Origin of the sequence: Marivivens marinus, from assembly GCF_035969385.1 — a bacterium.
Lineage (GTDB): Bacteria > Pseudomonadota > Alphaproteobacteria > Rhodobacterales > Rhodobacteraceae > SELP01.
Genome location: NZ_JAYKKJ010000002.1, coordinates 318,458 through 344,370, shown reverse-complemented (window position 1 = coordinate 344,370; position 25,913 = coordinate 318,458). Strand labels below are relative to the sequence as shown.

At 65.0% G+C, this 25,913-nt stretch carries 26 protein-coding genes; 16 read left to right on the top strand and 10 right to left on the bottom strand.

What is annotated here, in order from left to right; all coding sequences use genetic code 11:
• Positions 1 to 228: 228 nt before the first annotated feature.
• Together pncB and U3648_RS04320 are read right to left on the bottom strand one after the other, a co-directional pair.
• The gene (pncB, locus tag U3648_RS04325) at positions 229 to 1,521 is read right to left on the bottom strand and encodes a nicotinate phosphoribosyltransferase (protein ID WP_420858012.1); all 1,293 of its coding nucleotides are present in this window, start codon (positions 1,519 to 1,521) and stop codon (positions 229 to 231) included.
• A gap of 67 nt (positions 1,522 to 1,588) precedes the next feature.
• Positions 1,589 to 2,194, bottom strand: coding sequence for a DUF2585 family protein (locus tag U3648_RS04320; RefSeq protein WP_420858011.1), 606 nt, complete (start codon positions 2,192 to 2,194; stop codon positions 1,589 to 1,591).
• A 276-nt stretch (positions 2,195 to 2,470) separates the two neighbouring features.
• Between U3648_RS04320 and U3648_RS04315 the strand changes: the two genes are divergently transcribed.
• Positions 2,471 to 3,688, top strand: a complete 1,218-nt coding sequence (locus U3648_RS04315; RefSeq protein ID WP_420858010.1) for a TsoY family (seleno)protein — start codon at positions 2,471 to 2,473, stop codon at positions 3,686 to 3,688.
• 53 nt (positions 3,689 to 3,741) lie between these two features.
• Here the strand turns inward: U3648_RS04315 and U3648_RS04310 are convergent, their stop codons facing one another.
• Complete coding sequence (locus U3648_RS04310; RefSeq protein WP_420858009.1) at positions 3,742 to 4,860, bottom strand: endonuclease/exonuclease/phosphatase family protein; 1,119 nt, start codon at positions 4,858 to 4,860, stop codon at positions 3,742 to 3,744.
• Between the two features lie 62 nt (positions 4,861 to 4,922).
• On the bottom strand, positions 4,923 to 6,581 hold the full coding sequence (locus U3648_RS04305; RefSeq protein WP_420858008.1) for a thiamine pyrophosphate-binding protein: 1,659 nt from the start codon (positions 6,579 to 6,581) through the stop codon (positions 4,923 to 4,925).
• A 132-nt stretch (positions 6,582 to 6,713) separates the two neighbouring features.
• Between U3648_RS04305 and U3648_RS04300 the strand changes: the two genes are divergently transcribed.
• Positions 6,714 to 7,250: an NADPH-dependent FMN reductase gene (locus U3648_RS04300; RefSeq protein WP_420858007.1), complete on the top strand. Its 537-nt coding sequence runs from the start codon at positions 6,714 to 6,716 to the stop codon at positions 7,248 to 7,250.
• Positions 7,251 to 7,271: 21 nt separating this feature from the next.
• A complete protein-coding gene (locus U3648_RS04295) occupies positions 7,272 to 8,057 on the top strand; it encodes an HTD2 family dehydratase (protein ID WP_420858006.1) in 786 nt (261 codons plus the stop codon).
• On the opposite strand, the gene U3648_RS04290 is transcribed toward U3648_RS04295, so the two are convergent.
• Positions 8,054 to 9,103: an NAD(P)/FAD-dependent oxidoreductase gene (locus U3648_RS04290; protein WP_420858005.1), complete on the bottom strand. Its 1,050-nt coding sequence runs from the start codon at positions 9,101 to 9,103 to the stop codon at positions 8,054 to 8,056. The genes U3648_RS04295 and U3648_RS04290 overlap by 4 nt on opposite strands.
• A gap of 48 nt (positions 9,104 to 9,151) precedes the next feature.
• Between U3648_RS04290 and mnmC2 the strand changes: the two genes are divergently transcribed.
• The gene (gene mnmC2, locus U3648_RS04285; protein WP_420858004.1) at positions 9,152 to 9,826 is read left to right on the top strand and encodes a tRNA (5-methylaminomethyl-2-thiouridine)(34)-methyltransferase MnmC2; all 675 of its coding nucleotides are present in this window, start codon (positions 9,152 to 9,154) and stop codon (positions 9,824 to 9,826) included.
• Positions 9,826 to 10,689, top strand: a complete 864-nt coding sequence (locus U3648_RS04280) for a DMT family transporter (RefSeq protein ID WP_420858003.1) — start codon at positions 9,826 to 9,828, stop codon at positions 10,687 to 10,689. Before mnmC2 ends, U3648_RS04280 begins: the two co-directional genes overlap by 1 nt.
• Here U3648_RS04280 and U3648_RS04275 read toward each other — a convergent pair.
• Positions 10,686 to 12,782 carry a lytic transglycosylase domain-containing protein gene (locus U3648_RS04275; RefSeq protein WP_420858002.1) on the bottom strand — a complete coding sequence of 699 codons (2,097 nt, stop codon included), beginning with the start codon at positions 12,780 to 12,782 and terminating at the stop codon, positions 10,686 to 10,688. The genes U3648_RS04280 and U3648_RS04275 overlap by 4 nt on opposite strands.
• Before the next feature lie 151 nt (positions 12,783 to 12,933).
• On the opposite strand from U3648_RS04275, the gene dapA reads away from it, so the two are divergent.
• Genes dapA through U3648_RS04260 form a run of 3 tightly spaced genes read left to right on the top strand, consistent with a single transcriptional unit; the run spans position 12,934 to position 16,319 of the window.
• Positions 12,934 to 13,806, top strand: coding sequence for a 4-hydroxy-tetrahydrodipicolinate synthase (gene dapA / locus U3648_RS04270; protein WP_420858001.1), 873 nt, complete (start codon positions 12,934 to 12,936; stop codon positions 13,804 to 13,806).
• Position 13,807: 1 nt separating this feature from the next.
• Positions 13,808 to 15,469 carry an amidohydrolase gene (locus tag U3648_RS04265; protein WP_420858000.1) on the top strand — a complete coding sequence of 554 codons (1,662 nt, stop codon included), beginning with the start codon at positions 13,808 to 13,810 and terminating at the stop codon, positions 15,467 to 15,469.
• Positions 15,459 to 16,319 (top strand): DMT family transporter, encoded by an 861-nt coding sequence (locus U3648_RS04260; RefSeq protein ID WP_420857999.1) that lies wholly within the window; start codon positions 15,459 to 15,461, stop codon positions 16,317 to 16,319. Before U3648_RS04265 ends, U3648_RS04260 begins: the two co-directional genes overlap by 11 nt.
• Positions 16,320 to 16,322: 3 nt before the next feature.
• On the opposite strand, the gene U3648_RS04255 is transcribed toward U3648_RS04260, so the two are convergent.
• Both U3648_RS04255 and U3648_RS04250 read right to left on the bottom strand, forming a co-directional pair.
• Positions 16,323 to 16,931 carry a LysE family translocator gene (locus U3648_RS04255; RefSeq protein WP_420857998.1) on the bottom strand — a complete coding sequence of 203 codons (609 nt, stop codon included), beginning with the start codon at positions 16,929 to 16,931 and terminating at the stop codon, positions 16,323 to 16,325.
• Positions 16,932 to 16,979: 48 nt separating this feature from the next.
• Complete coding sequence (locus U3648_RS04250) at positions 16,980 to 18,191, bottom strand: winged helix-turn-helix domain-containing protein (protein ID WP_420857997.1); 1,212 nt, start codon at positions 18,189 to 18,191, stop codon at positions 16,980 to 16,982.
• Positions 18,192 to 18,296: 105 nt separating this feature from the next.
• Between U3648_RS04250 and U3648_RS04245 the strand changes: the two genes are divergently transcribed.
• The 8 genes from U3648_RS04245 (at position 18,297) to U3648_RS04210 (ending at position 23,935) form a co-directional block, all read left to right on the top strand.
• Positions 18,297 to 19,247 (top strand): asparaginase, encoded by a 951-nt coding sequence (locus U3648_RS04245; RefSeq protein WP_420857996.1) that lies wholly within the window; start codon positions 18,297 to 18,299, stop codon positions 19,245 to 19,247.
• A 57-nt stretch (positions 19,248 to 19,304) separates the two neighbouring features.
• The gene (gene smpB, locus U3648_RS04240) at positions 19,305 to 19,784 is read left to right on the top strand and encodes an SsrA-binding protein SmpB (protein WP_420857995.1); all 480 of its coding nucleotides are present in this window, start codon (positions 19,305 to 19,307) and stop codon (positions 19,782 to 19,784) included.
• A gap of 118 nt (positions 19,785 to 19,902) precedes the next feature.
• A complete protein-coding gene (locus U3648_RS04235) occupies positions 19,903 to 20,184 on the top strand; it encodes a hypothetical protein (RefSeq protein WP_420857994.1) in 282 nt (93 codons plus the stop codon).
• A gap of 130 nt (positions 20,185 to 20,314) precedes the next feature.
• A complete protein-coding gene (gene sseA / locus U3648_RS04230) occupies positions 20,315 to 21,181 on the top strand; it encodes a 3-mercaptopyruvate sulfurtransferase (protein ID WP_420857993.1) in 867 nt (288 codons plus the stop codon).
• On the top strand, positions 21,181 to 22,362 hold the full coding sequence (locus U3648_RS04225; protein ID WP_420857992.1) for an amino acid aminotransferase: 1,182 nt from the start codon (positions 21,181 to 21,183) through the stop codon (positions 22,360 to 22,362). The genes sseA and U3648_RS04225 overlap by 1 nt, the downstream gene beginning before the upstream one ends.
• A 69-nt stretch (positions 22,363 to 22,431) precedes the next feature.
• On the top strand, positions 22,432 to 22,761 hold the full coding sequence (locus U3648_RS04220; RefSeq protein ID WP_420857991.1) for an ArsR/SmtB family transcription factor: 330 nt from the start codon (positions 22,432 to 22,434) through the stop codon (positions 22,759 to 22,761).
• A gap of 12 nt (positions 22,762 to 22,773) precedes the next feature.
• Positions 22,774 to 23,499, top strand: coding sequence for an arsenical resistance protein ArsH (arsH, locus tag U3648_RS04215; protein ID WP_420857990.1), 726 nt, complete (start codon positions 22,774 to 22,776; stop codon positions 23,497 to 23,499).
• A 61-nt stretch (positions 23,500 to 23,560) separates the two neighbouring features.
• Positions 23,561 to 23,935, top strand: a complete 375-nt coding sequence (locus tag U3648_RS04210) for a rhodanese-like domain-containing protein (RefSeq protein ID WP_420857989.1) — start codon at positions 23,561 to 23,563, stop codon at positions 23,933 to 23,935.
• A 71-nt stretch (positions 23,936 to 24,006) separates the two neighbouring features.
• On the opposite strand, the gene U3648_RS04205 is transcribed toward U3648_RS04210, so the two are convergent.
• Together U3648_RS04205 and U3648_RS04200 are read right to left on the bottom strand one after the other, a co-directional pair.
• The gene (locus tag U3648_RS04205; RefSeq protein ID WP_420857988.1) at positions 24,007 to 25,362 is read right to left on the bottom strand and encodes an ammonium transporter; all 1,356 of its coding nucleotides are present in this window, start codon (positions 25,360 to 25,362) and stop codon (positions 24,007 to 24,009) included.
• A 25-nt stretch (positions 25,363 to 25,387) separates the two neighbouring features.
• A complete protein-coding gene (locus U3648_RS04200) occupies positions 25,388 to 25,726 on the bottom strand; it encodes a P-II family nitrogen regulator (protein ID WP_129681914.1) in 339 nt (112 codons plus the stop codon).
• Between the last annotated feature and the right edge of the window lie 187 nt (positions 25,727 to 25,913).

Genomic DNA, 25,913 nt, shown 5'->3' with positions numbered 1-25,913 from the left:
ATTTTGGAGGATTTCCGAAATTCGGCGCCAATCTTGAAACCCCATTGCGAGAAATCAGAGCCCTTTTCTTTGCTAGTATCTAGATTCTTTTGGCCAATCTTTGGGCTGATACTAGCCATTCCGATTTGCCAAAGCTTCGCTTTGGCAGCGCCCGAACCGCCCCCACGGGGCGGGCGCTTTGCTTCCCGCCCCTCGGTTCGTGCGCGGCGCTCTTGATCGGGCGGCGGGTTAGACCACCACCTCCACCCGGTCCTGTTCCCCGACCCCGAAGACCCGTTTGTAACGGGCGATTTCCTCGGTGGGTCCCATCGCCTTGTTGGGGTTGTCGGACAGTTTCACGGTGGGCCGCCCGTTGGCCGAGACGGCTTTGCACACAAGGCTGAACGGGGCGAGGCTGTCGTCTGGCGTCAGCCCGATGAAATCATTGGTGAGCATCGTCCCCCAGCCGAAGGACACCCGCACCCGCCCCCGGAACTGCGCCGACAGCGCGGCGATCTTGTCCACGTCCAGCCCGTCCGAGAAGATCACCAGTTTCTGGCGCGGGTCCTCGCCCCGCTCCTGCCACCAGCGGATCGCGGTTTCGGCGCCTTCAGCCGGGTCGCCGCTGTCGATCCGGATCCCGGTCCAGCCGGCCAGCCAGTCGGGCGCGTTCTTCAGGAAGCCGGGGGTGCCGTAGGTGTCGGGCAGGATGATCCGCAGGTTACCGTCGTGCTCCTCGTGCCAATCGGCGAGCACGTCATAGGGGGCGCGGGCGAGGGCGGCGTCATCCTCGGCCAGCGCGGCGTAGACCATGGGCAGTTCGTGGGCGTTGGTGCCGATCGCCTCGATATCGCGCTTCATGGCGATGAGGCAGTTGGAGGTGCCGACGAATTTCTCGCCCAACCCTTCCATCATCGCCTGCACGCACCAGTCCTGCCAGAGGTAGCCGTGCCGCCGCCGGGTGCCGAAGTCGGCGAGCCGCAGGTCGGGGATGGTGCGCAGCGTTTCGACCTTTTCCCAGAGCTTGGTCATGGCGCGGGCGTAGAGCACTTGAAGCTCGAACCGCCCCATGTCGTTCAGCACGGCCCGCGCCCGCAGTTCCATCAGCACCGCAAGGGCCGGGATTTCCCACATCATCACCTCGGGCCAGGCCCCTTCGAAGGTGAGTTCATACTGCCCGTCCCGTTTTTCGAGGTGGTAGGGCGGCAGCCGCAGGTTTTCGAACCATTCCATGAAGGCGGGGGTGAACATCTGCCGCTTGCCGTAGAAGGTGTTGCCCCGCAGCCATGTGCTTTCGCCGCGGGAGAGTGACAGGGAGCGGATGTGGTCAAGCTGTTCGCGCAACTCCCCTTCGTCGACCATGTCGGCCAGCCGGATGTGCCTGGCCCGGTTGATCAGGCTGAAGGTCACCTGCGTGTCGGGTTTGTTGCGAAACACCGACTGGCACATCAGGAGCTTGTAGAAATCCGTGTCGATCAGGGACCGGATAATCGGGTCGATCTTCCACTTGTGGTTCCAGACGCGGGTCGCGATATCCACCATGTTCGGTCCTCGGGTTCAGGTGATCCCGTTAGACCAAAGCGGGGGGCAGGTGCACAAGGGTCAATCCCTATTGGACGGCGGCGGTTTCGCGGTTGGGGTTCAGTGCCTGCTGCCAGTCTTCGATGGATTGGATCGGGTAGACGAGCGACAGGGTGGACAGCGCAAGGCTGTCGCGGGCGATGAAGGCCGCGCTGAGTTCAAGGGCTGCGACCATCGACAGGACGATCCAGGTCCGCAGGCTGTAGGCAGCAAAGAAGCCGCCCATCATCCAGATGTAGTCGGACACGGCATTGAGCACGCTGTCGCCATGGTAGCCTTGGTTGATCGTGGTAGCGCGGAATTTGCCCAGAACCCAATCGGTGTGTTCGATCAATTCCCAACCAACGCCGGTCACAATGGCCGCCCCGAACAACCAGCCGAACCCGAGCCGGGGAAACACCAGCCGCCCGACCAGCGCGATCAGCACCCCATGCAGGATATGCGACAGCGTGTACCAATCGGCGATGTGCTGGGAATTGCCGCTGTCGAAGATGGACCCGATCCACAGCTTGACCTCGCCACAGGTGCAGATCGGCGGCTGCCCCCAGAGATACAGGGTAATCCCGATCAGGGGCAGGCCCGCCAGGGCGGCAAGATAGAGGGGTTTGTTCGCACTGATACTGGCCGTGGACATCGGGATACCTTTCCTGCGCCTCAAAACTGTTGACCGGCGATCTGACTGCCGCCGTGCGGTCACCCTAGTCCGCCGCCCCGGCCCCAAAATGGCCGTTACGGGGAATTTGCATGGCTTCCGTAAGGTTAACCGGAGGCACAGAGGTTCGATACTCCGGATTTCCTGACCTTGGCTGCGACAGTCTGTCAGTCTGACCTGATATATTTCATTCTTGACATGTTTTTACCGCACCTTCATGTGTGACACATAATATTTTTGCAATGTATGGAGGGGCACATGTCCAATCCCGCCACCAGCCGTCCGGCAGATACCTATTCACCGCTCTATTTCCTGACCTCGGTCGGGGCGGGCGGACTTGCCGTGACCTTCTTCATGTACCTTATGTTCTGGGTAAAGCACCCGGGGCAGCCGGTTCCGGTGTTCGAGGACATCGCCCGCGCCTGGGCCGGGGGCAGCCTGCCCCTGCAGGTCGGCATCGCCGTGGCCCTAATCGGGATCGCGGTCTTCGCCTTTCTAAACCTGAAATACCTGGTTTGGAACCTGTCCCGCTTCGCCGCCTGGCGGAAGACGCCCGCCTATGCCAAGCTGCGCGCCTCGAACGCCGAAAGCCAGCTTCTGGCTATGCCTTTGGCCATTGCGATGTCGATCAACGGGCTGTTCATCGTCGGACTTGTGTTCGTTCCGGGCCTTTGGGGCGTTGTTGAATATCTGTTCCCGCTGGCGATGGTTGCCTTTGCCCTGAACGGGCTGTTCGCGCTACGGTTGATCGGCCATTTCCTTGGCCGCGTCCTGTCGGACGGGGGCATTTTCGATGTGACCGCGCATAACTCTTTCGCGCAACTGCTGCCGTCCTTCGCACTGGCCATGACCGCAGTGGGCCTTGCCGCCCCGGCCGCCATGTCCACCAGCCCGACGGTGGTTGCCGCCAGCCTGATCCTGTCGACGATCCTTGGAAGCATGGCGCTGATCTATGCGATCGTTGCCGCCGTGACCGCCTTTAACTCCATGCTGCACTATGGCACCGCGAAAGAATCGGGCCCGACCCTGATGATCATTGTCCCGCTGATGACCATCCTTGGGATCATGTGGATGCGTCAGAACCACGGCCTACACACGACGTTTGATGAACACACCACGGATGCCGGCAACCTGATGCTGATGACCAAGCTGCTTGCTGTTCAGTTGACCTTTGGCTTGCTGGGGCTGCTGGTTCTGGCCCGTCAGGGATACGCCAAGACCTTTCTGACCGGCGACAAGAACAGCCCCGGCTCCTACGCCTTGGTTTGTCCCGGTGTGGCGATGTCCGTGATGCTGAAATTCTGGATCAACAAGGGTCTTGTGGCCAATGGGGTGATCGAGAAATTCGGCGCCGCCTACTGGGGCTTCACCGCCGTGGCGATTGCCTTCCAACTGGCGATGGTCGCCCTTGTCTGGCACCTGAACCGGCGCCACTACGGCGGACACGTTCCGACCAACGTCGTTCCCGCGGAATAGACCAATCCCTGTTCCGCACCCTGTGGAGGGCGCCCCGGCAACGGGGCGCCCTTTCAGGTTTGATGTTCGACCAGCTTTTCCGCCAGAAACGCGCCGCTGTCATCGGTGACCAGTTCCGCCCAGATCGGGAAGTGGTCGGAAATCTGGTTCTTGCGCCAATAGTTCACGTAATAGGCCTGCCGGTCGGCGGCGTTGCCGGCAAGGTCCTTGTCGCCGCCGTAGACTGCGACCATTTCGGCAAGGTATTTGTCGGCGTCCGCATCCCGATAGACAAAGCCGAAGGGGTTGAAGACCCCGCCCTGTTCCGTCCCGGTTTCGTCCTCTTCGATGTGGAAGTAATCGTTCTGAGTAAAGAACATCCGGTCGTAGGCTTCGGTCAGGGTGGCGTTTGTGTCCTTCCCGATCAGCCCTTCGCATTCGCGGTAGCCCGCCTGCGCCATGGCCGCCATGACCCCCTGATCCTTGCTGTCATAAAGGTTCATGTCGCCGCAGAGGATCAGGTTGTCGGACCACAGCCCCTTGCGTTTTGCCTTGAGTGCCTTGAGCAGGAGCCGCACCTCTTCCCCGCGCAGCAGGACGTCTTCGTCGTCGTCGCCGGGGTGCAAATGCAGGCTGACCAAGGCGAACTTCTTCCAGCCCGCGATGAAGCCGGTCATGTAGGGCGACCGTTTAAGTTGCTTGAGGCCTAGAGGGCTGTCGTGGGTGATCGCATCCCAAAGCGCGATTTCCCCGGCCAGTCCGGATAGGCGCACCCGCCGCGTGTTGTAGATATAGGCCGACCGTTCGGCGTTTCCGTCCGTCCCGTCGGTGATGTCGTTGACGATGTATTTCCAGTCCTCGCCCAGAAGCCGCATGACGATCTCAAGATCCTTGAGCGTCGATTTTACCTCTTGCACGGCGATCAGATCGAAGGCCGCAAGGGTTTCGGCGATGTAGAAATAGGCCTCGGGCAGGCGCTGGGTGGTGTGCCCGAATTCCTTGATGTTCCAGCTGGCGACCAGAAGGTTGGTTTCGGTGCGCCGGGCCGGGATCTGCGAGGCGAGCCCGATCTTAAGCCGCATAAGCCCGGTGATACATCGGACCCGTTCCGCATCGGTCATCTGCGGGAAGACGCGGGCGTAGTCCCGTTCGGCGTAGTCGGCGGCGGTGCGCAGGTCGTGGTAATTGGGCATGGTGGCTCTCCCTTATGGAGAGCCTAGCATTGCCTGCCTGCAATCACGAAGTGTGGAGTTCCCTACCCCTTCGCCGCCTCGCCCGCGGCGCGGGCCTCGGACAGGGTCATGCCGGTCGAGAGCGCCTCGGGGTCGATCTTGACCTCTATCACTGCAAGCGTGCCAGATGCCTGCGCCCGGTCGAAGGCGGCGGCGAATTGGTCCTGCACCTCGACCGTTTCACCGTGCCCGCCGTAGGCGCGGGCCAGTTCGGCAAAGTCGGGATTGGCCAGCATCGTGCCCGAGACGCGCCCGGGATAGTGTTTTTCCTGATGCATCCGGATGGTGCCGTAGCGGCCGTTGTTCATGACGATGACAATCGGCTTGGCGCCGTATTGGATGGCCGTAGACATCTCGTTCAGGGTCATTTGCAGGCAGCCGTCCCCGGCAAGGCAGACCACGACCCGGTCGGGGTGTTCGAGGCTGGCAGAGACCGCCGCCGGGAAGCCATAGCCCATCGACCCGGACGTCGGAGCGAGCTGGGTCCGGAAACCCTTGTAAACGAAGTAGCGGTGCAGCCATGCGGCGTAGTTCCCGGCGCCGTTGGTCAGGATCGCGTCTTCAGGCAAGGTTTGGGACAGGTGGCGGATCACCTCTTCTTGTTTGACCGCGCCGGGGCTTTCCTTTGGCGTCAGCCATGCGTCGTAATCGGCCCGGGCGGCTTTGGTCCAATCGGCCCAGTCGGTTCCGCAGGCGGGCAGCCGCGACAGGGCGCGGGTGAAATTGACCGCATCGGCCACGGCGCAGAGGTCGGGCGCCCAGACCCGTCCCAGTTCGTTCGGGTCGGCGTGAATGTGGCAGATGCGCGGCTTTTGCCGGATCGGGTCGACGTTGGTGAAGCCCTGGGTTTCGATATCGCCCAGCCGCGACCCGATGACCAGAAGCCGGTCCGCATCGCGCAGCCGCGCGGCAAGCCGGGGGTTCGGCCCGACGTTCAGGTCGCCCGCATAGCAGGGGTGCCGGTTGTCCAGATAGTCCTGCCGCCGAAAGCCCAGCGCAACCGGCACATTCTGGGTGCTGGCGAAGTGCGCAAGGTCCGCCGCAGCCTGCGGCGACCAATGCGGCCCGCCCACGATGACAAGCGGCCTTTGGGCCACAGACAGCCAGTCCAGCGCGTCTTCGGCGATGGTGCTGTAGGTCGGCGTCAGTTCGACCAGCGGGCCGGGGCTGTCGGGGACATCGGCGCTATCGGACAGCATGTCTTCGGGCAGAGCGAGAACCACCGGGCCGGGCCGCCCGGCGGTGGCCACGGCAAAGGCGCGGCGGATGTATTCGGGGATACGGTCGGTGCTGTCTATTTCCGCGACCCATTTGGCCAGCGGGCCGAACATGGCGCGATAGTCGACTTCCTGAAACACTTCGCGGTCGCGGTGGCCCCTGTCGATCTGGCCGATGAACAGGATCATCGGGGTGCTGTCCTGCATCGCGATATGCACGCCCGCGCTGGCATTGGTCGCCCCCGGTCCACGGGTGACAAAACAGATGCCCGGCTGGCCGGTCAACTTGCCATAGGCTTCGGCCATCATCGCGGCGCCGCCTTCCTGACGACAGACCACGTTGTCGATCCCGCTGTCGTACAGCCCATCGAGGGCGGCAAGGAAGCTCTCCCCCGGCACCGAAAAGACGCGCCGCGCGCCGTGAATTTTCAACTGGTCCGCAAGGATCTGTCCGCCGTGCCGCATGTCGCGCCCCCTGTTCATCTGCCCGGCAGATTGGTCCGTGCACAGCGGCTGTGCAAGGGGGTGGGGTTGCCGCCAGCGATTTCACCGATAGGTAGTTGGCATGACAACGATAAGTGTTTTGAGAGGGTTGATATGGGGTATTTGCTGGGCATTTGCGGATCGCTGCGGGCGGGGTCGCTGAACCGGAAACTGATGCTGGAGGCCGCGCGTGCCTATGGCGCGGAGGAGTTCATCGCCGGTGACATCCGGTTTCCGCTCTTTGACGGGGATTTGCAGGACAGCGACGGCATTCCGGCAGAGGTGCAGCGTCTGGCCGACCAGATCGCCGGGGCCGAGGCGGTGATCGTCGTAACCCCGGAATACAACAAGTCCCTGTCTGGCGTGTTGAAGAACGCGCTGGATTGGGTCAGCCGCACCGATGGCGGCCCGTGGAAGGACAAGCCGGTGGCGATTCTGTCCGCGGCGGCGGGCCGGTCCGGTGGCGAACGGGCGCAGAATGCGCTGCGTCTTGCCCTCTCCCCCTTTGCCCCGCGCCTTCTGTCGGGACGCGAGGTTCTGGTGGGGCAAGCCAAGGACCAGTTCAACGCCGAGGGCCGTCTGACGTCGGACCGGTATCGCGCCGCTGTCGAGACCCAGATGCAGGCGTTGCGCGATCTTGCAGGCGCGTAGAATGCGGGGCAGGTTTGGCACATGACCCAGACCTTCTCTGATGTTCTTGATCCGGCCCGCGCCACTGCCATGCAAGCGATGCTGGGCGATCCGCGCGCGTTCGAGCAGGGCGATGTGCTGCCGCCGTTTTACCACCAGTTGTATTTCTGGGACCCGCAGCCCCCGGCCCGGCTGGGCCGGGATGGCCATCCCGCCACCGGCATCGGGCTGATCCCCGATATGGGTCTGCCCCGCCGGATGTGGGCGGGCGGGTCGCTGCGGTTTCACAGCCCGCTACTGGCGGGCATCCGCGCGGAAAAACGGTCAAGCGTGGACTCGAGCACCCGCAAGGATGGCCGGTCAGGCCCACTGGCCTTTGTCCGGCTGCGCCATGATTATTGGCAGCGTGGGTCGATCTGCCTGACCGAATGGCAGGATCTGGTCTATCGCGAGGACCCCGGACCGGACGCCGCGCCGCCGGTGCCGCCACAGGCCCGGACGGATGAGGAAATTGCGCGGGTCCGGTCGTTCGATGAAACCGCGCTGTTTCGTTATTCCGCGCTGACCTTCAACGGGCACCGCATTCACTACGACGTGGACTATGCCCGCGCGGTCGAAGGCTATGCCGGGTTGGTGGTGCACGGGCCGCTTCTGGCGCAGATGCTGATGCTTCTGGCCGAGGCGCAGTTGGGCGGCCTGACCGAGTTCACCTATCGCGCCACCTCGCCCCTGATCGCGGGCGAAGAGGCGGCGTTCTGCTGGGCCGATGGGGCGTTGTGGGTGCGCGGCGCGGATGAGCGGCAATGCATGGAGGCGGTCGCGCGCTAACCCTTGGGCAGGCTGGCGGCGGGTTTGAAATCCTCGGGGATGCTGTCCTGCCCATCCAGGATCAGGTCCGCCATCACGGTGCCCACACCCGGCGCCATGCCGAAGCCGATCTTGAACCCGCCATTCGCGATGAATTCACCGGGTCGCGTTGGGTGCGCGCCCAGCATCGGCGCCCGGCTGCGGGCGCGGGGCCGCACCCCGGCCCAGCGTTCGATCACCGGGGCGTCGCGCAGGACCGGAAAGGCGGCGCGGGCGCGGGCGATGATGTCGTCCAGCTGACTGTCGGTGCCGGTGGGGTCGGTGAAGTCCCGTTCCGAGGTAGAGCCGATGGCCACCGTCCCGTCAGCGTGCGGCACGATGTGCAGGCTATCGGCGTAGAGCTGGGGCCGGTCGGCGGCGTCGAAGTGCAGAAGCGCCGCCTGCCCCTTTACCCCGTTGCCCACGGGGGCGCCGATTTCGGCGGACAGATCCAGCAACCCCTGCCAGCCGGTGGCGTGCACGATCTTGCCCTCGGGCTTGCCGTTTTCGGTAACCTCGCCGCCCAGCGCGACAAGGGCGCGGGCCAGGGCGCGGGTGGCGCGGCGGGGGTGGATGCGGGCGGTCAGCGTGTCGAATACCAACTTGCCCGAGGGGCTTTTTGGGGTCCAGTCGCCATGATCGCCGGCATCGACCACCTGCCAAATGGCCTGCCCCTGCCACAGATCGGCGGCGGACTGCGCCCGGTCTTGGGCAAGCGCGACGGCGGCCTCGTCGGCAAGGGGTTGCAGCCGACCGGACCGGAGATAGCCCGTGTCTTCGCCCGCAAGCTCACCGATGCGGGCCCAGAAGGCCCCGGCGCCGATCAGGCTGTCAAACTGGAATTGTTTCTTGGCGTTCCACTGGTCCGGCACATGCGGGGCCAAGGCCCCGACCAGCCCGCCCGACGATCCGGCGGCGACACCGTTCGGGTCGATCACCCGGACCCGCGCGCCGCGCAGGGCACAGGCGCAGGCCACTGACAGGCCAAACGCCCCCGCCCCCAGGATCGTCACGTCGACCGTTGCCATTCCCCGTTCCCTCGCCCAATGTCGCGCCAACCCTTAAGGCATGGCGACATGGCAGACCAGACGGCAGATCTAGACTGGCGCGACGGGCGCATCCCGATCTCGCGCCGGTTCGACGACCCCTATTTCAGCCTTGATGACGGGCTGGCCGAAACCGCGCATGTGTTTCTTGACGGCAATGACCTCCCCGCCCGCTTTGGTGGCGGCTTCCGGATCGCGGAACTGGGGTTCGGGACGGGGCTGAACTTTCTGATGGCCTGGCGGGCCTTTGACTCGGCGGGGCAGCCCGACACCCTGACGTTCACCACCTTCGAGGCCTATCCGATGACGCCTGCGGATATGGCCACCGCGCTGGCGGCCTTTCCGGTGCTGGCGGAACGGGCGGAGGCGCTTGTGGCTGCGATCCGGGCGGACGATGGCCCCTATGGCTTTGGCAAGGTGCGGCTGGACATCCGGCGCGGCGATGCCCGCCTGACCCTGCCCGATTGGGAGGGCGTTGCGGATGCGTGGTTTCTGGACGGGTTTTCCCCGGCCAAGAATCCCGAACTTTGGGGGCCGGACCTGATGGCAGAGGTTGCCCGGCATACGGCCCCGGCTGGCACCGCCGCGACCTATACCGCAGCGGGCCATGTGCGCCGGTCGCTTGAGGCGGCGGGGTTCGCCGTCACCCGCACCCCCGGCTACGGCCGCAAACGGCATATGACCCGCGCAAGGATGCCCACCTGATGCAGACCAACACCCGCCTTGGCATCCTGTTGATGACCGCGACGACCTTTGTTTTTGCGATGCAGGACGGGATCAGCCGCCACCTTGCGTCGGAATACAACGTGTTGATGGTGGTGATGATCCGATACTGGTTCTTTGCCGCCTTCGTGATCGCGATTGCCAGCCGCAAGGAAGGGTCGATCCGGGCCGCTGCGGCCACCAGCCAACCGCTGTTGCAGACCTTTCGCGGCGTTCTGCTCGTGGCGGAAATCTGCGTGATGGTCGCGGGGTTCACCTATCTGGGACTGGTGGAAAGCCATGCGATCTTTGCCGCCTACCCGCTTCTGGTCGCCGCCCTGTCCGGCCCGATTCTGGGAGAGGCCGTAGGCTGGCGCCGCTGGGCGGCGATCGGGGTCGGGTTTGTCGGGGTCCTGATCATTCTGGAACCGGGGTTCACGGTGTTTTCTCCTGCCGCTTTGTTCCCCGTCGCCTCTGCGCTGATGTTCGCGCTCTATGCGCTGCTGACCCGCTATGCGGCCCGCAAAGACAGCGCCGCGACGTCGTTTTTCTGGACCGGGGTCACGGGGGCGGCGGCGGTGACGGTGGTCGGCGTCTTCAATTGGGAGCCGATGACCACGCCGGATTGGGCTTGGATGGGCCTGTTGTGCGTGACCGGGGCGGTGGGGCATTACCTACTGATCAAGACCTACGAGGTGGCAGAGGCCAGCGCCGTGCAGCCCTTTGCCTATCTGCAACTGGTCTTCGCCTCGGCCCTTGGGATCGCGGTGTTCGGGGAAACCCTGCGCACCAACGTGGCGGTCGGAACCGCCATCGTGGTTGCGGCGGGTCTGTTTACCCTGTGGCGGGCGCGGGTGAAGGGTTAGGGCCGGGCAACGGGCCGCAGGCTGATCGCAGGGGCAAGGTTGGTAGCCGGGACTTCTGTTGCGGCGGGAACCGGCGTTTCGGCGGGGTTCCCGGCGGCAGGCCGCGCAACGGGCCGGATCACCGGCTTTTCCCCCACCAGCATGGCAGTGAACCTGATCTGCCCGGTCTGGCCGGTCAGCCGCGCCCGGTAGACGGGAATCGATTCCGCGACCCGCTGCACGTAGTTGCGGGTTTCGCGGAAGGGGATCATCTCGATCCAGTCGATCACGTCGATTTCGCCAGTTCGGGGGTCGCCCCGTTCGGCAATCCAGTCGCGGGGACGGCGCGGCCCGGCGTTATAGCCCGCCGCGATGAACACCGGCGAGGGGCCGAATTCCTGTTCCAGAAGTTCCAGATAGCGGGCGCCGAGCATGGCGTTGTAGTCCCAGTCCGAGGTCAGACGCCACCGATTGTAGTCGAGACCCAGGTCGTCGGCCATGTCCTCGGCGGTGCCCGGCATGACCTGCATCAGCCCAAGCGCCCCGACGGCGCTGCCTGCATCGGTGCGAAATTCGCTTTCGCGGCGGGCGATGGACATGGCGAGTTCGGCGCTGACGGGGATGTCTTTGCGGGACAGGGGGTGGTCGGGGTAGTAGATCGCCGGGACCATCAGCCCCCGCGCGACCCCGGCCTTGCCCAGAAGCACCGCGTAGAAACTTTCGTCCAGCGCCACAAGGATCTCGCCCAGTTGCGCCAGTTCGGTCCGGTCCAACTCGCGCCCCAGATCGGCAAAGAACAGGACCGCGCCGACCCGTTCGTCGGCGGACAGAAGGGTCAGGGCGGCGCGGGTCTTTTCCTCGCCCAGAAAAGGGGCCGACTGCCAGTCGGGAAAGACCTCGGACCCGGTCAGGGCGGGGTCGAGCGACTGGCCCAGCTTTTCGGCGGCGAGAAGGCCGTAGAAGCTCGTCTGGTGCTGGGCCCCGTGGGCATAGGCGGCGACGGCGGCGGCCTCGTTCCCCAGCGCCTCGTGGGTGCGGCCGATCCAGTATCCGGCGCGGCCCTCGGAGATCGGCCCGTCCACGGCGGCGGCCATCCGTTCGAAATGGCGCAGGGCGACGCCGGGCCGGTCCAGCCAGCGCAGGGCAAGGTAACCCGACAGCCATTCCAGATCGGCATAGCTTTCGCCATCATCGGCGGTCAGGAAATGCTGGCTGGCAAGGTCATAGGCGGATTGGTAGCGGCCTTCGCGCATTTCCCAGCGAGCCAGCGTCCGCCGCCATCCCGACCAGCGGAACGGCTGGCCCATATCCTCGGCTCGGGTGGAATGGGATTTCAGCACCGCGACCGCCTCGGTCCAGTCGCCCCGGTCGGCCAGCCAGTTGAACCGGTCATAGGCCAGCCCGACATCTGCCCGCAGGCGGGTTGGCAGGGCGTTGAAGGTCTGGGTGGCGTCGGGCGCCTTGGTCAGAAAGGCCAGCCGCGCGGCATAGAGCGCCTGTTCATCGCCGGTCAGCAGGTCGATCATCCGCGCCGCATCTTCCTTGCGCCAGCGCCAGAGCATCGCATCGGTGCGCTGTCCATGCAGCGGGCGCAGGGTATCGGCATGGGCGGCGATCAGGGCCTCGTGCCCCTCGTCCGACAGGCTTTGCGTCAGCCAGACCTCGCGCAGCATCGCCTCGGCCCCGGCGGCATTGCCACGGGCGATCATCGCGGCGGCCAGACGCACGGCCCCGATCCCGGTTTCGGGCAGGTCCCCGTCGAACCAGGCGATCACCCGGTCGGGGTTCAGGTCGGGCGGCATGATCTGTTCGCCCCGCGCGCGAAGCCGGTCCATCCCCGGCCAATCCCGGCGGCGCGGCAGGAAATCAAGATAGTCGTCAAAACGCGCGCCGCTGTCTTCCTGCCGCAGCCGGGTCCAGATCAGCAGGTCACGGGCCAGATCATCGCCGGGCGGCAAAAGCGCGAAGGCAAGGTCCCAATTGTCGTCCCGCCCCGCCTGAAACGCCGCCGCGACCGAGGGATTCGCGGATTGTTGGGCAAAGGCCGAGAGGCCCAGAAACAAGGCCAAAACGGTGCCCGGACCCGAGCGGAGGAGGAAACCAAGGAAACGCATGTGTGTCTTTCTGCTCGTTTTGACAGAAATCGTAACGCACCCCCCTGCACAGGCAACTCACAAACTTGGCAATCGGCGGAAACCCGTCTAGGTTCCGCGCGCATTTCAAGGGGCGGATGGACCGCCCCGTCCAACCTGAAGGAAGCGTATCATGATCAAGGGGTCCATGCCTGCCCTCGTCACGCCGTTCGCGAACGGCCAAGTCGATCTTGAGACGCTCAAGAAACTTGTCGATTGGCACATCGATCAGGGTAGCCACGGGCTTGTCCCGGTCGGCACCACGGGTGAAAGCCCGACGCTGAGCCATGAAGAGCATGATCTGGTGGTCGAAACCGTTGTCGCGCAGGCGGCGGGCCGGGTGCCTGTCATTGCCGGGGCCGGGTCGAACAACACGATCGAAGCCGTCCGTCTGGTCGAAGCCGCCAAGACCGCCGGGGCCGATGCGGCACTAGTCGTCACCCCCTATTACAACAAGCCGACCCAAGCCGGGCTGTTCGCGCATTTCATGGCCACCGCCGAGGTGGGCCTGCCGATCGTGATCTACAACATCCCCGGCCGGTCGGTCGTGGACATGTCGCCCGCGACCATGGGCGAGCTGGCCAAGCACCCGATGATCATCGGGGTGAAGGACGCGACGGGCGATCTGGCCCGCGTCGCCGCACAGCGGATCACTTGCGGCGCGGATTTCATCCAGCTGTCCGGCGAGGACGCCACCGCGCATGGGTTCAACGCCATGGGCGGCATCGGCTGCATTTCGGTCACCGCCAACGTCGCGCCGAAACTGTGTTCCGAGATGCAGGAAGCCACGCTTGCGGGCGACTACGCCACCGCACTGACCCTTGCCGACCGGCTGATGCCGCTGCATCAGGCGATCTTTGTCGAGCCGGGCGTTGCGGGCGCGAAATACGCCATGTCCCTGCTGGGCCTGTGTTCGGACGAGGTCCGCTCGCCGCTGGTCGGTCTGAGCGACGGGACCAAGGACCGGGTGCGCGGCGCCATGGTTCACGCGGGCCTTCTGAACTGAGATGACAGCGACCCGCGCCCCTGACCTGATCGTCACCGGGGCGCGCGTGCTGACCATGTGGGCGGACCGGCCGCGTGCCGGGGCCGTGGCCATTTGCGACGGCGTGATCGTCGCGGTGGGCGACCGGGCCGAGGTTGAACCACTTGCCGGGCCGTCGACCCGCGTGATCGAAGCGGGCGGCGCGACCGTCCTGCCCGGCTTTGTCGAAAGCCACCTGCACCTTGTGTTGGGCGGATCGGAACTGACCCACCTGTCCCTTGTCGGGATCGAGGGGGAGGCGACGCTGACCCGCGCGTTCCGCGCCTTTGCCAACGATAATCCCGAGGCCCCGCTGCTGATGGGACAGGGTGGCGATTACGGGCTGATCGGGCGCCCGATGACCCGCCATGACCTTGACCGGGTGATCGCGGACCGCCCCATCGCCATCACCGCGCCGGATCATCACACCGTCTGGGCCAATACCGCCGCCCTGCGCGCCGCCGGGGTGCTGTACGGGGCCGATACGCCGCCGGGACACGAAGTGGTCATGGGCGACGACGGCACCGCGACGGGCGAATTGCGCGAATTCGAGGCCTTTGCGAAGGTCATCGCCCTTGGCGGCGACGAGCGAGTGAACCTTGGCATTGCCACGGGCCGCGATCCGTCGCCTTGGCCCGATGCCGCCGCGTTGGCGGTAGACCGGGAAAAGGCCGCGCGCGGGCTGGCCCATTGCGCGGCCCACGGGATTACCAGCGTCATCAACATGGACGGAAACCGCTATACCCTTGCCCTGCTGGACGGGTTGCGGGCGGAGGGGCGGCTGACCGCGCGGGTCAAGGTGCCGTTCCATTTCAAACCGGACATGGCGCCGGACATGCTGGACGAGGCCGGCGCGCTGACCGCCGATTATGCGGATGACTGGCTGTCGTCGGGCATGGTCAAGCTGTTCATGGATGGGGTGATGGACAGCCGGACGGCCTTTCGGCTGGACGACTATCCCGGTCAGCCGGGCCACCGGGGCGCGGGGTTGTTCGGGCAGGACGAATTTGCCCGTATCGCGACAGAGGCCGACCGGCGCGGGTTGCAGATTGCGGTTCATGCCATCGGCGATGCCGCCGTGCGCCGGACGCTGGACGGATACGCCGCCGCCCGCGCGGCCAACGGCCCCCGCGACAGCCGCCACCGGATCGAACATATCGAACTGCTGGACCGGACTGACCTGCCCCGCTTTGCCACGCTGGGTGTCACCTGTTCGATCCAGCCGGTGCACGGGCCGGGGGTTCTAGATTTCGGTCTGGACGGGATGGAGCCGTTCGGGGCGGACCGCCTGCGCGATGCGTTCCTTTGCCGCGATTTGCAGGCGGCGGGCGCCATGGTTTGTTTTTCCTCGGACTGGCCGGTGACGGATATTTCTGTCTTGCGCGGGATCCGGGCGCAGTTGGTCCGCACCCCCTATCCCGGTGCCGGCGACCAGCGGCTGCCGCTGTCCGACACGCTGGCCGCCTATACTGCGCGGGGGGCATGGGCCGCGCATATGGAGCGGCTGACCGGCACGATCCGTCCGGGCCTTTCCGGGGATCTTGTGATCCTGACCGGCGATATCGAGGCGGTGCCAGAGGCAGAGATCGACGCACTTGGTATTCGGGCGACGATTGCGGGCGGGCGGGTGACCCATGGGGGATAACCTGCGCGGCAGCCTGTTCATGATCGCCGCGATGGCGGGCTTTGCCGTCGAGGACATGTTCCTGAAGGCCGCCGCCCAGCACCTGCCCACGGGCGAGGTTCTGATGCTGTTCGGGATCGGCGGGTTGCTGGCATTTGCGGCTCTGACAAGGCGGAACGGGCAGGAAATCTGGTCCTCCGCCTATCTGTCGCGTCCGATCCTTGTGCGGTCGGGGTTCGAGGTGACGGGGCGGCTGTTCTACACGCTGGCCTTTGTCCTGACGCCGCTGACATTCGCCACGGCGATCCTGCAGGCAACGCCGCTGGTCGTGGTCGCGGGGGCGGCGCTGTTTCTGGGCGAGCGGGTCGGCTGGCGGCGCTGGACCGCGATCGGGGTCGGCCTTGCCGGGGTGCTGTTGATCCTACGGCCGGGGCTGGAGGGGTTCGAGCCGCTGTCGGTACTGGCGCTTTTGGGGATGCTGGGGTTCGCGGGGCGCGATCTGGCCACCCGCGCCGCGCCACCGGTTCTGTCGAATGCGCAACTGGGCATCTGCGGCTTTGCGATGCTGACACTTGCCGGGGCGATCCTTGCCGCTGTTGAAGGCGGGCTGCACCTGCCGGACCTGCCCACCACCGGGCTGATCGCGGCGGCCACGGTTTTCGGCGTCTTCGCCTATAACAGCCTAACCATCGCCATGCGGACGGGCGAGGTGGGGGCGGTGACCCCGTGGCGCTATACAAGACTGGTCTTTGGTATCGTGCTGGGCGCGACGGTGTTCGGGGAACGCCCCGATACGCTGATGATCGCGGGGTCCGTTCTGGTGGTGGGCAGCGGGGTCTTTGCACTGCTTCGGGCAAGAAAGGTGGGGTGAGATCTATCCCACCAGACCGTTCCGCAACATCCAGACCCCGACCAGGGCCAGCACGCCGCCAATGGCGAGTGTCAGCCATCGCGCTTGCGCCGGGTTGCGAAAGCCGCGCGCCAGCCTGTCGCCCGCGATGGTCCAAAGCAGAAAAGCCAGCAGGTTGTTGAGTGTAAAGACACTCGCGATGAGCAGGACCAGCCCGAACCGGTGGTCAGCGTCGGAGGCGAGGAACTGGCTGAACATCAGGCCGATGATCACATAGGCCTTGGGGTTGAGCAGCAGCAGGATCGCCCCGTCCCACCACCCCGCCGACCGGGCCGCGACCTTGTCTGGCGTAATCCCCGCCCGAAGGATGCCCAGCGCCAGCCACAGGACATAGAGAGCGCCGAAGACCCCAATCCACCGAAACAGGGCCGGAACAGTGTCTAACATGGCTGAAAAGCCCAGACCGATCCCGACCGTCACCACCCAGGTCGCGACGTGGTACCCGGCATTCGCAGGCAGGGTCGCCCGCAGACCAAAGCGCGCGCCATTGGCGGCGAAGAATAGGTTTCCGGGTCCCGGGCTGTAGGCCAGCGGGAAAAGGAAGATCAGAAGGGGCAGCACAGTCTGGGTCATGCGGGCAGTATCCAGCCGCGCTGGACGGCAGGCGACCCGGAACCTGCGCTATCGCGCCATGGGATCACGCAGCCAGCCGGGGGCGAAACGAAGGTCCGGACAGCCGGCAAACCGAGCGATCCGTTCAATCTCGGCCTCGAGCCGGGCCAGCCGCCCCTTGCCCATCCGCACCCCGGCCTCGGGCCAGAAGGCGGTGATGTCGACAGCCCCGGCGGGCCGGTCCGCCTTCATGTCGATCCGGCCGATCAGCCGGGTCCCTTCCATCACCGGGAAGACGTAGTAGCCATAGGTTCGCTTTGGCGCGGGCACGAAGATTTCGATCCGGTAGTGGAAGCCGAACAGCCGTTCGGCGCGGGCCCGGTCGCGCAGCGCCGGGTCGAAGGGGGAGAGGATGCGTACGCGGGTCGATGGATCGGGCAGCGAGGTTTCCCAAGCACCGGGGCGGGCGAAGGCCCGTCGCCGCTCGCCGGTCGCACCTTCCACTTCGACCTCGATGATCTCGCCGCGTGACAGGGCGGATTGGCACCACGCGCGGGCCTCTTCCTTGGTGGCGAGTTCCCAGAAGGCGGAAAGCTCGGTGCTGGTGGCGAACCCCAGCCGGTCCAGCGCGGCCCGCATCGCCCAATCGACGCTTTCGTCTCGGTCGGTCCGGGCGGACAGATGCGCCGGGGGGATGACCCGTTCGGTCAGGTCATAGACCTTCTGGAACCCGTCACGGCGCACCACCGACACCTCGCCCGTGCGCCAAAGGTATTCGAGCGCGGTTTTCGACGGGTGCCAATCCCACCAGCCGCCGGATTTGCGTTCTTCGCCTTCGCCGACGGTTCCGGAGGTGCATTCACCCTGGGTTTCGATCTGGCGGCGGACTTCTTCGATCTTGTCCAGAAACCCGTCACGCCGCCATTCCTGCCAGCGGCGGTGCAGGTGTTGCCGGTCGGTTTCGAACCGGTGCCGCCAATGGTGGAAGAAAGCGACCGGGATGACCGATGCATCGTGGGTCCAGTGTTCGAAGACCGCCCGGTCCCGGTGCAGAAGCGATTGCAGGGCGGGGGGCCGATATTGCCCGCGCCGCGACCATAGGATCAGGTCATGCGCCCGGGCCAGCGTGTTGACGCTGTCCACCTGAACGAAGCCAAGGTCGGTGATCACATCGGCCAGATCGGCCCCGCGTCCCGGCCCGCCAATTGTGGACAGCAACCCGTGCCGGTCCAGAAACAGGCGGCGGGCGGTGTCATTGGACAGGATCGGGCGGGCGGTCATGCGGGCACATTAGCAGCTGCGCGGAGGGGCGCCAGCCCGATCAAGTCCCCTTGCGGTTGCCCTATCCTTGGGTCAGGTAGGGTCAAACGGAACAGGTGGCGTCAAATGCCCATACTTCTGATTCACACGGGTGGAACGATTGGCATGGACCGGACCGAGAGGGGCTATGCCCCCCGCGCCGGTGTGGTGGAAGACGCCATCGCAGAGTTGCGGGCGCAGGGCGAGCTGCGCGAAGTGGTGGATATCCTGCGCCTCGATCCGCTGATCGACAGCGCCAATGCCACGCCTGCCGACTGGACCCGCGTGGCGCGGGCAGTTTTCGACAATCTTGATGCCTATGACGGGTTTGTCGTGACCCACGGCACCGACACGCTGGCCTATACCGCCGCGGCGCTGTGTTTTGCCCTTGAAGGGCTGAACCGCCCGGTGATCCTGACCGGGTCGATGCTGCCCCTGACCCAGCCGGGCAGCGATGGCTGGGCCAACCTGTCGAATGCGCTGGACGCCGCGACGATGGCCCCGGCAGGAGTCTGGGTGAAATTTGCGGGCAACCGCCTGCATGGGGCGCGGGTGCGCAAATCCCATTCCTCGGCCCCGGATGCCTTTGAGGCGGCAGAGGAGTCGACCCCGCCACGGGTGGCGTCCGCCCAGCGCCGGGTGCATGATTTCGGCACCCACGACATCGCGATCCTGTCGGTGGCGCCGGGGGTGTCGGCCCATGTGATCCGCGCGGCCCTGACCGAATGCGACGGCGTTGTGCTGCGCTGCTATGGGTCGGGGACGGTGCCGGACAGCCCGGCGTTGCGCGACGCGCTGACGGCGGCGCGCGACAAGGGCACGCTGGTCATCGCGGTCAGCCAATGCCCGGAAGGCCGGATTGCCCTTGGCACCTATGCCGCCGGGGCGGTTCTTGTCGATGCGGGCGTAGTGGATGGTGCCGATATCACGGTCGAGGCGGCCTATGTGAAACTGGCCCATGTCCTGTCGCGCGGATTGACCCCGGACCAGTCCCGGGCCGAGTTGACGCGGCTGCAGTGCGGCGAGGCAAGCCTGTAGCCATAAGGCATTGATGCCCTTGTGTGGCATGGGCCGATCCCCTATCTCGGGCGGACCATGGCCAAGAAACCGAAGACAGACCCGAACTACAAGGTGATCGCCGAGAACCGGCGTGCCCGGTACGACTATGCCATCGAGTCGGATCTTGAGGTGGGGATCATCCTTTTGGGGTCCGAGGTGAAATCGCTGCGGTCCGGGCAGTCGAATATCGCGGAAAGCTATGCCTCGGTCGACAATGGGGAGCTTTGGCTGACCAACGCCTATATCGCGCCCTATGAACAGGCCAAGACCTGGGGTCATGAGGAGCGGCGCAAGCGCAAGCTGCTTGTGAGCCGCAAGGAACTGTCGCGGTTGTGGAATGCAACCCAGCGGCAGGGCATGACCCTTGTCCCGATGGTCATGTATTTCAATCACAAGGGTCTTGTGAAACTGAAGATCGGCGTGGCCAAGGGCAAGAAGCTGCACGACAAGCGGGCCACCGACGCCAAGCGCGACTGGGACCGCCAGAAGCAGCGGTTGCTGCGGCAGAACAGCTGAGCCGCGCCCTGTTTCGGGGAAAAACCACTGATTTCTCCCTCTGTTTCCACCTCTGCCCCTTTGGCTAGGGTCCGGTAACGCCTGACCCATGGTCGGGCAAATAGGGAGATTGGGGACGATGGAACAACTGATTATTCAACTGGTGTCGGGTGCGATCGGCGGCAATGTGGCTGGCGGCGTGCTGAAGAACCTGTCGCTGGGGACGCTTGGAAACTCGCTTGTCGGCATTCTGGGTGGCGGCATCGGTGGCCAGATTCTGGGAATGCTGACCGGCGGCGCGATTGACGGCGAGGCCGCAAGCGGCATCGGCGGCATCCTGACCCAGGTCGCCGGTGGTGGTGTTGGTGGCGGTGTGCTGCTGGCCGTTGTTGGTGCTGTCAAGAGTGCGATGGGTAAGTAGCCTGTTTGCTTGACGAGTAACGGGGCGCCTTTGGGCGCCCTTTTTCGTTTGCGCCAACGCCCTTGCACGGCTGGGTTCCGCGCGTTAGTCACCCCTAGACCTTCAGGCGAGAGATCAAGGGGAGAGGCCCATGTCCGCGCAGTTGGAAAACGACCCGAAAACGCTGGTGTCCACCGAATGGCTGGCGGCGCACCTGAAAGACCCGGACCTGCGCATTCTGGACGCATCCTGGTATATGCCTGCCGACAACCGCGACCCGAAGGCCGAATACGAGGCCGCGCATATCCCCGGCGCCCGTTTCTTTGACATCGACGAGATCGCCGACCTGCGGTCGGACCTGCCGCATATGGTGCCGCCGGTGGAAAAGTTCATGGCCCGGATGCGGGCGATGGGCATCGGCGATGGCCATCAGGTTGTCGTTTATGACGGCACCGGCCTGTTTTCGGCGGCCCGCGTCTGGTGGCTGTTCCGCCTGATGGGCAAGACCGACATCGCTGTTCTCGACGGCGGCCTGCCCAAGTGGAGGGCCGAGGGCCGCCCCCTGACCGACGAGCCGCCCCATATCCGCGACCGCCATATGACCGTGATGCGCCAGAACCAGATGGTGAAGGACGTGACCCAGGTCGCCCGCGCCGCGAAGCTGGGCGACTATGCCATCATCGACGCCCGCGCGCCCGAACGGTTCCGGGGCGAGGTGGCCGAACCGCGCGAGGGGCTGCGGTCGGGCCATATTCCCGGCGCGCGCAACGTGTTCTTCAAGGAATTGCTGAACGCGGACGGCACGATGAAATCGCCCGACCAGACCCGCGCCATTTTCGAGGCAGCGGGCGTTGACCTGTCGAAACCGGCGATCACCTCTTGTGGGTCCGGCGTTACCGCCGCGATCCTCGCGCTGGCCCTGGAACGTCAGGGCAAGCGGGACCATGCGATCTATGACGGGTCGTGGTCCGAATGGGGCATGTACCCCGATCTTCCCATAGCCACCGGAGACGCATGATGCTGGAGCATCTCAAAGACCAACCCGCTGACAAGATCCTGATGCTGATGCAGGCCTACCGCGAGGACCCGCGGGCCGACAAGATCGACCTTGGGGTCGGGGTCTACAAGGATCCGACCGGGCTGACCCCGGTGATGCGGGCGGTGAAGGCCGCCGAACAGCGGATCTGGGAAAGCCAGGACAGCAAGGCCTATACCGGGCTGGCGGGCGATCCGGCCTATGCCGATGCGATGGTCGGTCTGGTGCTGGGCGATGCCGTGGCCCGCGACCGCGTGTCGGCCGTGGCCACCCCGGGCGGCACCGGCGCGATCCGTCAGGCGCTGGAACTGATCCGTATGGCCGCGCCCGAGGCGACCGTCTGGTTGTCTGCCCCGACCTGGCCCAACCATCCGTCGATCATCAAATACCTCGGCATGAAGATGGCCGAATACCGCTATTTCGACGAGGCGACCCGCGGTGTCGATTTCGGCGGCATGATGTCCGATCTGGCCGGGCTTAAGTCCGGCGACGTGGTCCTGCTGCACGGCTGCTGCCACAACCCGACCGGCGCCAACCTGACCGGTGACCAGTGGGCCGAGGTCATCGCCCACCTGAAGGCCAAGGGCGCGGTGCCGCTGATCGACATCGCCTATCAGGGTTTTGGCGACGGGCTGGCCGCCGATGCCGCAGCGACCCGCGCGGTGGCCGGTGCGATGGACGAATGCCTGATCGCGGCCTCCTGTTCAAAGAACTTCGGGATCTACCGCGAACGCACCGGTATCTTGATGGCGATTGGCGATGCCGCACGGGGCAAGACCACGCAAGGCACGCTGAATTTCCTGAACCGTCAGAACTATTCCTTCCCGCCGGACCACGGGGCGCGGATCGTGTCGACCATCCTGAATGACGCTGCGCTGCGCGCCGATTGGGAGGCGGAACTGGAAGAGGTCCGCAACACCATGCTGGGCCTGCGGACCCAACTGGCCGATGAGCTGCGCCGCCTGTCGAATTCCGACCGGTTCGATTTCATCGCCCATCACCGGGGCATGTTCAGCCGCATCGGCACCACCGCCGAGAAGGTGGAAAAGATGCGGGCCGACAGCGGGATTTACATGGTGTCGGACAGCCGGATGAACATCGCCGGTCTGAACAGCGAGACCGTGCCGATCCTTGCCAAGGCGATCATCGACGCCGGGGTCTGACCCGGCAAAGTTTCGGCCCGCCATTGCGCGGGCCTTGACTTTGCCCATTATTTCTATATTTCTCGAAATATGGAATCAAAGAATGCTATAGAGGCGCTTGCCGCCCTGGCCCAGGAGGGGCGGCTGGCCGCTTTTCGTCTGCTGGTCAAACATGCGCCGGACGGGCTGCCCGCGGGCGACATCGCCGAGCGGCTGGAGATGCCGCCCAGCACCCTGTCCACCAATCTGTCAATCCTTGCCCGCGCGGGGCTTGTCACCGCCACGCGCGAAGGCCGGTCGATCCGCTATCGCGCGGATATGTCCGGCATGGCCGCATTGCTGGCCTATCTGATGGAGGATTGCTGCGGCGCCAGTCCGGCGCTGTGCGATCCCGTCATTTCCGAAGTTACCTGCTGCTGAAAGGTCGGCCCCATGTCCGATACCCCGAATATTGTCGATGATCTGTTCCACCTGCCCGACCCGGGGGCCCTGTTCCCCAGCGAACGGCGCAGCGATCCGCCGCGCATCCTGTTGCTGTATGGGTCGCTGCGGGATCGGTCGTTCAGCCGCCTTGCCGCCGAAGAGGCCGGGCGCATCCTGACCAAGCTGGGGGCAGACGTGCGGTTCTTTCACCCCTCTGGCCTGCCGCTGCCCGATGACCCGGCCAATTCGGCGGGCACGGATCACCCCAAGGTCGCGGAACTGCGCGATCTGGTGAACTGGTGCGACGGGATGGTGTGGTCCTCGCCCGAACGGCACGGGGCAATGACCGGGATCATGAAGGCGCAGATCGACTGGATCCCGCTGTCGCTGGGGTCGGTTCGTCCGACGCAGGGCAAGACGCTGGCTGTGATGCAGGTGTCTGGCGGGTCACAAAGTTTCAACACGGTGGGCCAGCTACGCATTTTGGGCCGTTGGATGCGGCTGTTGACGATCCCGAACCAGTCGTCGGTCCCGAAGGCCTGGCAAGAGTTCGGCCCGGACGACCGGATGAAGCCTTCGGCACTATATGACCGGATCGTCGACGTGATGGAGGAACTGGTCCGGTTCACCCTTCTGACCCGCGACATCCGCGAGCATCTGGTCGACCGCTATTCCGAACGCAAGGAAAGCGCCGCCGAACTGACCAAACGGGTTTCTCTGACCAAGGCGCTGTAGCGGGCCTTGCATTCACGTGGCAAGCGGCCACATCCTTGGTGAACACAGATGGGAGAACATCATGCAAACCGAACAGACCGACGCCGGAACCCTTGAAACCTGGACGCCGGAGGAAGTGGCCGCCGCGCTGGAGGCGGGCGAGATCGCCCTGATCGACGTGCGCACGACGCAGGAGTTCATGTTCGAACACATCCACGGCGCGATGCTGATGCCGATGTCCTTCTTCCGCCCTGAAACGATCCCGTTTGGCGGCCCGAAGAAGATCGTGTTCCACTGCGGATCGGGGATGCGGTCCGAGCGGGTGGCGCGGGCAACCCTGGCCGCCGGGCAGGAGACCGTGGCCCATATGGGCGGGGGCTTTGGCGCGTGGAAGGCCGCGAAGCTGCCCTATATCGGGACGGACATGGCCACCGGCGCGCCGAAGCGGGTCGAATAGCCCCAGCCAACAAAAAACCCGGGCGGTGTCCCGCCCGGGCAGTTTGCCTAATCAGCTGACTGGAAGGATGGTCAGCCTTTCGAGAATTCGGGGTAGGCTTCCATCCCCAGTTCGGCCATGTCGAGCCCGTTGATTTCGTCCTCTTCGGACACCCGGATGCCCATGGTCCCCTTCAGGATGAACCAAAGCACGGCCGAGGCGACAAAGGTGAAGGCGCCAATGGCCAGCACACCCAGCGCCTGCACGCCAAGCTGCTGCATGAAGGTCCGTTCGATCCCTTCTGCGATTTCCGTCCGGGTGTGAACGGCAACCACGAGCGTGCCCCAGACACCGGCAATCAGGTGGACCGGGATGGCACCGACGACGTCGTCGATTTTGAACTTGTCGAGCATCGGGACGGCGATGACCACGATAAGCCCGCCCACGGCGCCGATCCACAGCGCCCCAAAGAGCGACGGGGCAAGCGGTTCGGCGGTGATCGAGACGAGGCCAGCCAGCGCGCCGTTCAGTACCATGGTCAGGTCCGGCTTCTTGTACATCACCTGCGTCAAGATCAGCGCGGTGACGGCCCCGGCCGCGGCGGCCATGTTGGTGTTGGCGAAGATGCGGGACACGTCGGTCACGTCACCCACGGTGCCCATGGCAAGCTGCGAACCGCCATTGAACCCGAACCAGCCAAGCCACAGGATGAACGTCCCAAGTGTGGCAAGGGCAAGGTTCGAACCCGGCATCGGGATGGTGCGCCCGTCCTTGTATTTGCCAATCCGCGGCCCAAGGATCAGGGCACCGGCCAGCGCGGCGAAGCCACCGGCAGCGTGCACAAGGGTCGAACCGGCGAAGTCGGAGAACCCTGCGTCCGACAGCCAGCCGCCGCCCCACTGCCAGGAGGCTTCGATCGGGTAGAAGATACCCGTCAGCACGACAGTGAAGATCAGGAATGGCCACAGCTTGATCCGTTCGGCCAGCGTGCCGGACACGATGGAGGCGGTGGTGGCACAGAACATCAGCTGGAAGAAGAAGTCCGACCCGACGGAAGCATAGTCGAGCGCCGCATCTTCGGCGGCAAGACCGACCGGTTCAAGCGAGGTTGTGCCGAACGCGCCGAGCCAACCGGCGATGGTCCAGCCATCGCCCGGATACATCAGGTTGAAGCCCACCAGCCAATACATGATCGCGGCGATAGAGAAGAGCGCGATGTTCTTGGTCAGCTGCATGGTCACGTTCTTGGACCGCACCAGACCAGCCTCAAGCATGGCAAAGCCGGCTGCCATCCAGAAGACGAGGAACCCGCCGATCAGGAACAGTAGCGTTGTGAAGATATAGGGGTTGATGTCGGGGGCAACGGCCACTTCGGCCTCTTGCGCGAAGCCCAGCGCCGGGATCGCGGCAACCGCGGCGGCGAGGGGGAGAATACGGTTCAGTTTCATGTGTCCTTGTCCCTTGTGAGGTTGCCTAGAGCGCGTCGTCGCCGGTTTCACCGGTCCGAACGCGCATGGCGCTTTCGACGTCGAGAACGAAAATCTTGCCGTCACCGATCTTTTCGGTGCGGGCGGTTTTGGCGATGGTCGCCACGACCTCGTCGGCCATGGCATCCGGCACGACGATGTCGAGCCGCACCTTCGGCACGAAGTTCACGGCGTATTCGGCGCCACGGTAGATCTCGGTATGGCCGGACTGCGATCCGAACCCCTTGATCTCGGACACCATCATGCCGCGCACGCCCGTGGCGGTAACCGCCTCGCGGACCTCCTCGAGCTTGAACGGTTTGATTGTCGCAATGATGAGTTTCACGGTCTTCCCCTTGCAGATTTCGATGCTGCGGACGCCACGGCAGGTGACGCCTGACAGGGCAAAGGGTGCGCGACAGCCCGCTGGAGACAAGAAATGCTGCACCTGCAAAATGGCAGACTCAGGACAAGGTGCACAATTTTTGCACAAAATGCCCTGTCTGGTTATTTTTTGTGCGAACAGCTAAGCG

Coding starts and splice junctions, on each gene's coding strand:
- U3648_RS04205 (WP_420857988.1), bottom strand. CDS start 25,362: ATGAAACTGAACCGTATTCTCCCCCTCGCCGCCGCGGTTGCCGCGATC.
- U3648_RS04255 (WP_420857998.1), bottom strand. CDS start 16,931: ATGACCCAGACTGTGCTGCCCCTTCTGATCTTCCTTTTCCCGCTGGCC.
- U3648_RS04235 (WP_420857994.1), top strand. CDS start 19,903: ATGGAACAACTGATTATTCAACTGGTGTCGGGTGCGATCGGCGGCAAT.
- U3648_RS04290 (WP_420858005.1), bottom strand. CDS start 9,103: ATGGCAACGGTCGACGTGACGATCCTGGGGGCGGGGGCGTTTGGCCTG.
- U3648_RS04295 (WP_420858006.1), top strand. CDS start 7,272: ATGACCCAGACCTTCTCTGATGTTCTTGATCCGGCCCGCGCCACTGCC.
- pncB (WP_420858012.1), bottom strand. CDS start 1,521: ATGGTGGATATCGCGACCCGCGTCTGGAACCACAAGTGGAAGATCGAC.
- U3648_RS04315 (WP_420858010.1), top strand. CDS start 2,471: ATGTCCAATCCCGCCACCAGCCGTCCGGCAGATACCTATTCACCGCTC.
- U3648_RS04280 (WP_420858003.1), top strand. CDS start 9,826: ATGCAGACCAACACCCGCCTTGGCATCCTGTTGATGACCGCGACGACC.
- U3648_RS04260 (WP_420857999.1), top strand. CDS start 15,459: ATGGGGGATAACCTGCGCGGCAGCCTGTTCATGATCGCCGCGATGGCG.
- U3648_RS04265 (WP_420858000.1), top strand. CDS start 13,808: ATGACAGCGACCCGCGCCCCTGACCTGATCGTCACCGGGGCGCGCGTG.
- U3648_RS04210 (WP_420857989.1), top strand. CDS start 23,561: ATGCAAACCGAACAGACCGACGCCGGAACCCTTGAAACCTGGACGCCG.
- smpB (WP_420857995.1), top strand. CDS start 19,305: ATGGCCAAGAAACCGAAGACAGACCCGAACTACAAGGTGATCGCCGAG.
- mnmC2 (WP_420858004.1), top strand. CDS start 9,152: ATGGCAGACCAGACGGCAGATCTAGACTGGCGCGACGGGCGCATCCCG.
- U3648_RS04305 (WP_420858008.1), bottom strand. CDS start 6,581: ATGCGGCACGGCGGACAGATCCTTGCGGACCAGTTGAAAATTCACGGC.
- U3648_RS04300 (WP_420858007.1), top strand. CDS start 6,714: ATGGGGTATTTGCTGGGCATTTGCGGATCGCTGCGGGCGGGGTCGCTG.
- U3648_RS04275 (WP_420858002.1), bottom strand. CDS start 12,782: ATGCGTTTCCTTGGTTTCCTCCTCCGCTCGGGTCCGGGCACCGTTTTG.
- U3648_RS04220 (WP_420857991.1), top strand. CDS start 22,432: ATGGAATCAAAGAATGCTATAGAGGCGCTTGCCGCCCTGGCCCAGGAG.
- U3648_RS04245 (WP_420857996.1), top strand. CDS start 18,297: ATGCCCATACTTCTGATTCACACGGGTGGAACGATTGGCATGGACCGG.
- arsH (WP_420857990.1), top strand. CDS start 22,774: ATGTCCGATACCCCGAATATTGTCGATGATCTGTTCCACCTGCCCGAC.
- U3648_RS04250 (WP_420857997.1), bottom strand. CDS start 18,191: ATGACCGCCCGCCCGATCCTGTCCAATGACACCGCCCGCCGCCTGTTT.
- dapA (WP_420858001.1), top strand. CDS start 12,934: ATGATCAAGGGGTCCATGCCTGCCCTCGTCACGCCGTTCGCGAACGGC.
- U3648_RS04225 (WP_420857992.1), top strand. CDS start 21,181: ATGCTGGAGCATCTCAAAGACCAACCCGCTGACAAGATCCTGATGCTG.
- U3648_RS04320 (WP_420858011.1), bottom strand. CDS start 2,194: ATGTCCACGGCCAGTATCAGTGCGAACAAACCCCTCTATCTTGCCGCC.
- U3648_RS04310 (WP_420858009.1), bottom strand. CDS start 4,860: ATGCCCAATTACCACGACCTGCGCACCGCCGCCGACTACGCCGAACGG.
- sseA (WP_420857993.1), top strand. CDS start 20,315: ATGTCCGCGCAGTTGGAAAACGACCCGAAAACGCTGGTGTCCACCGAA.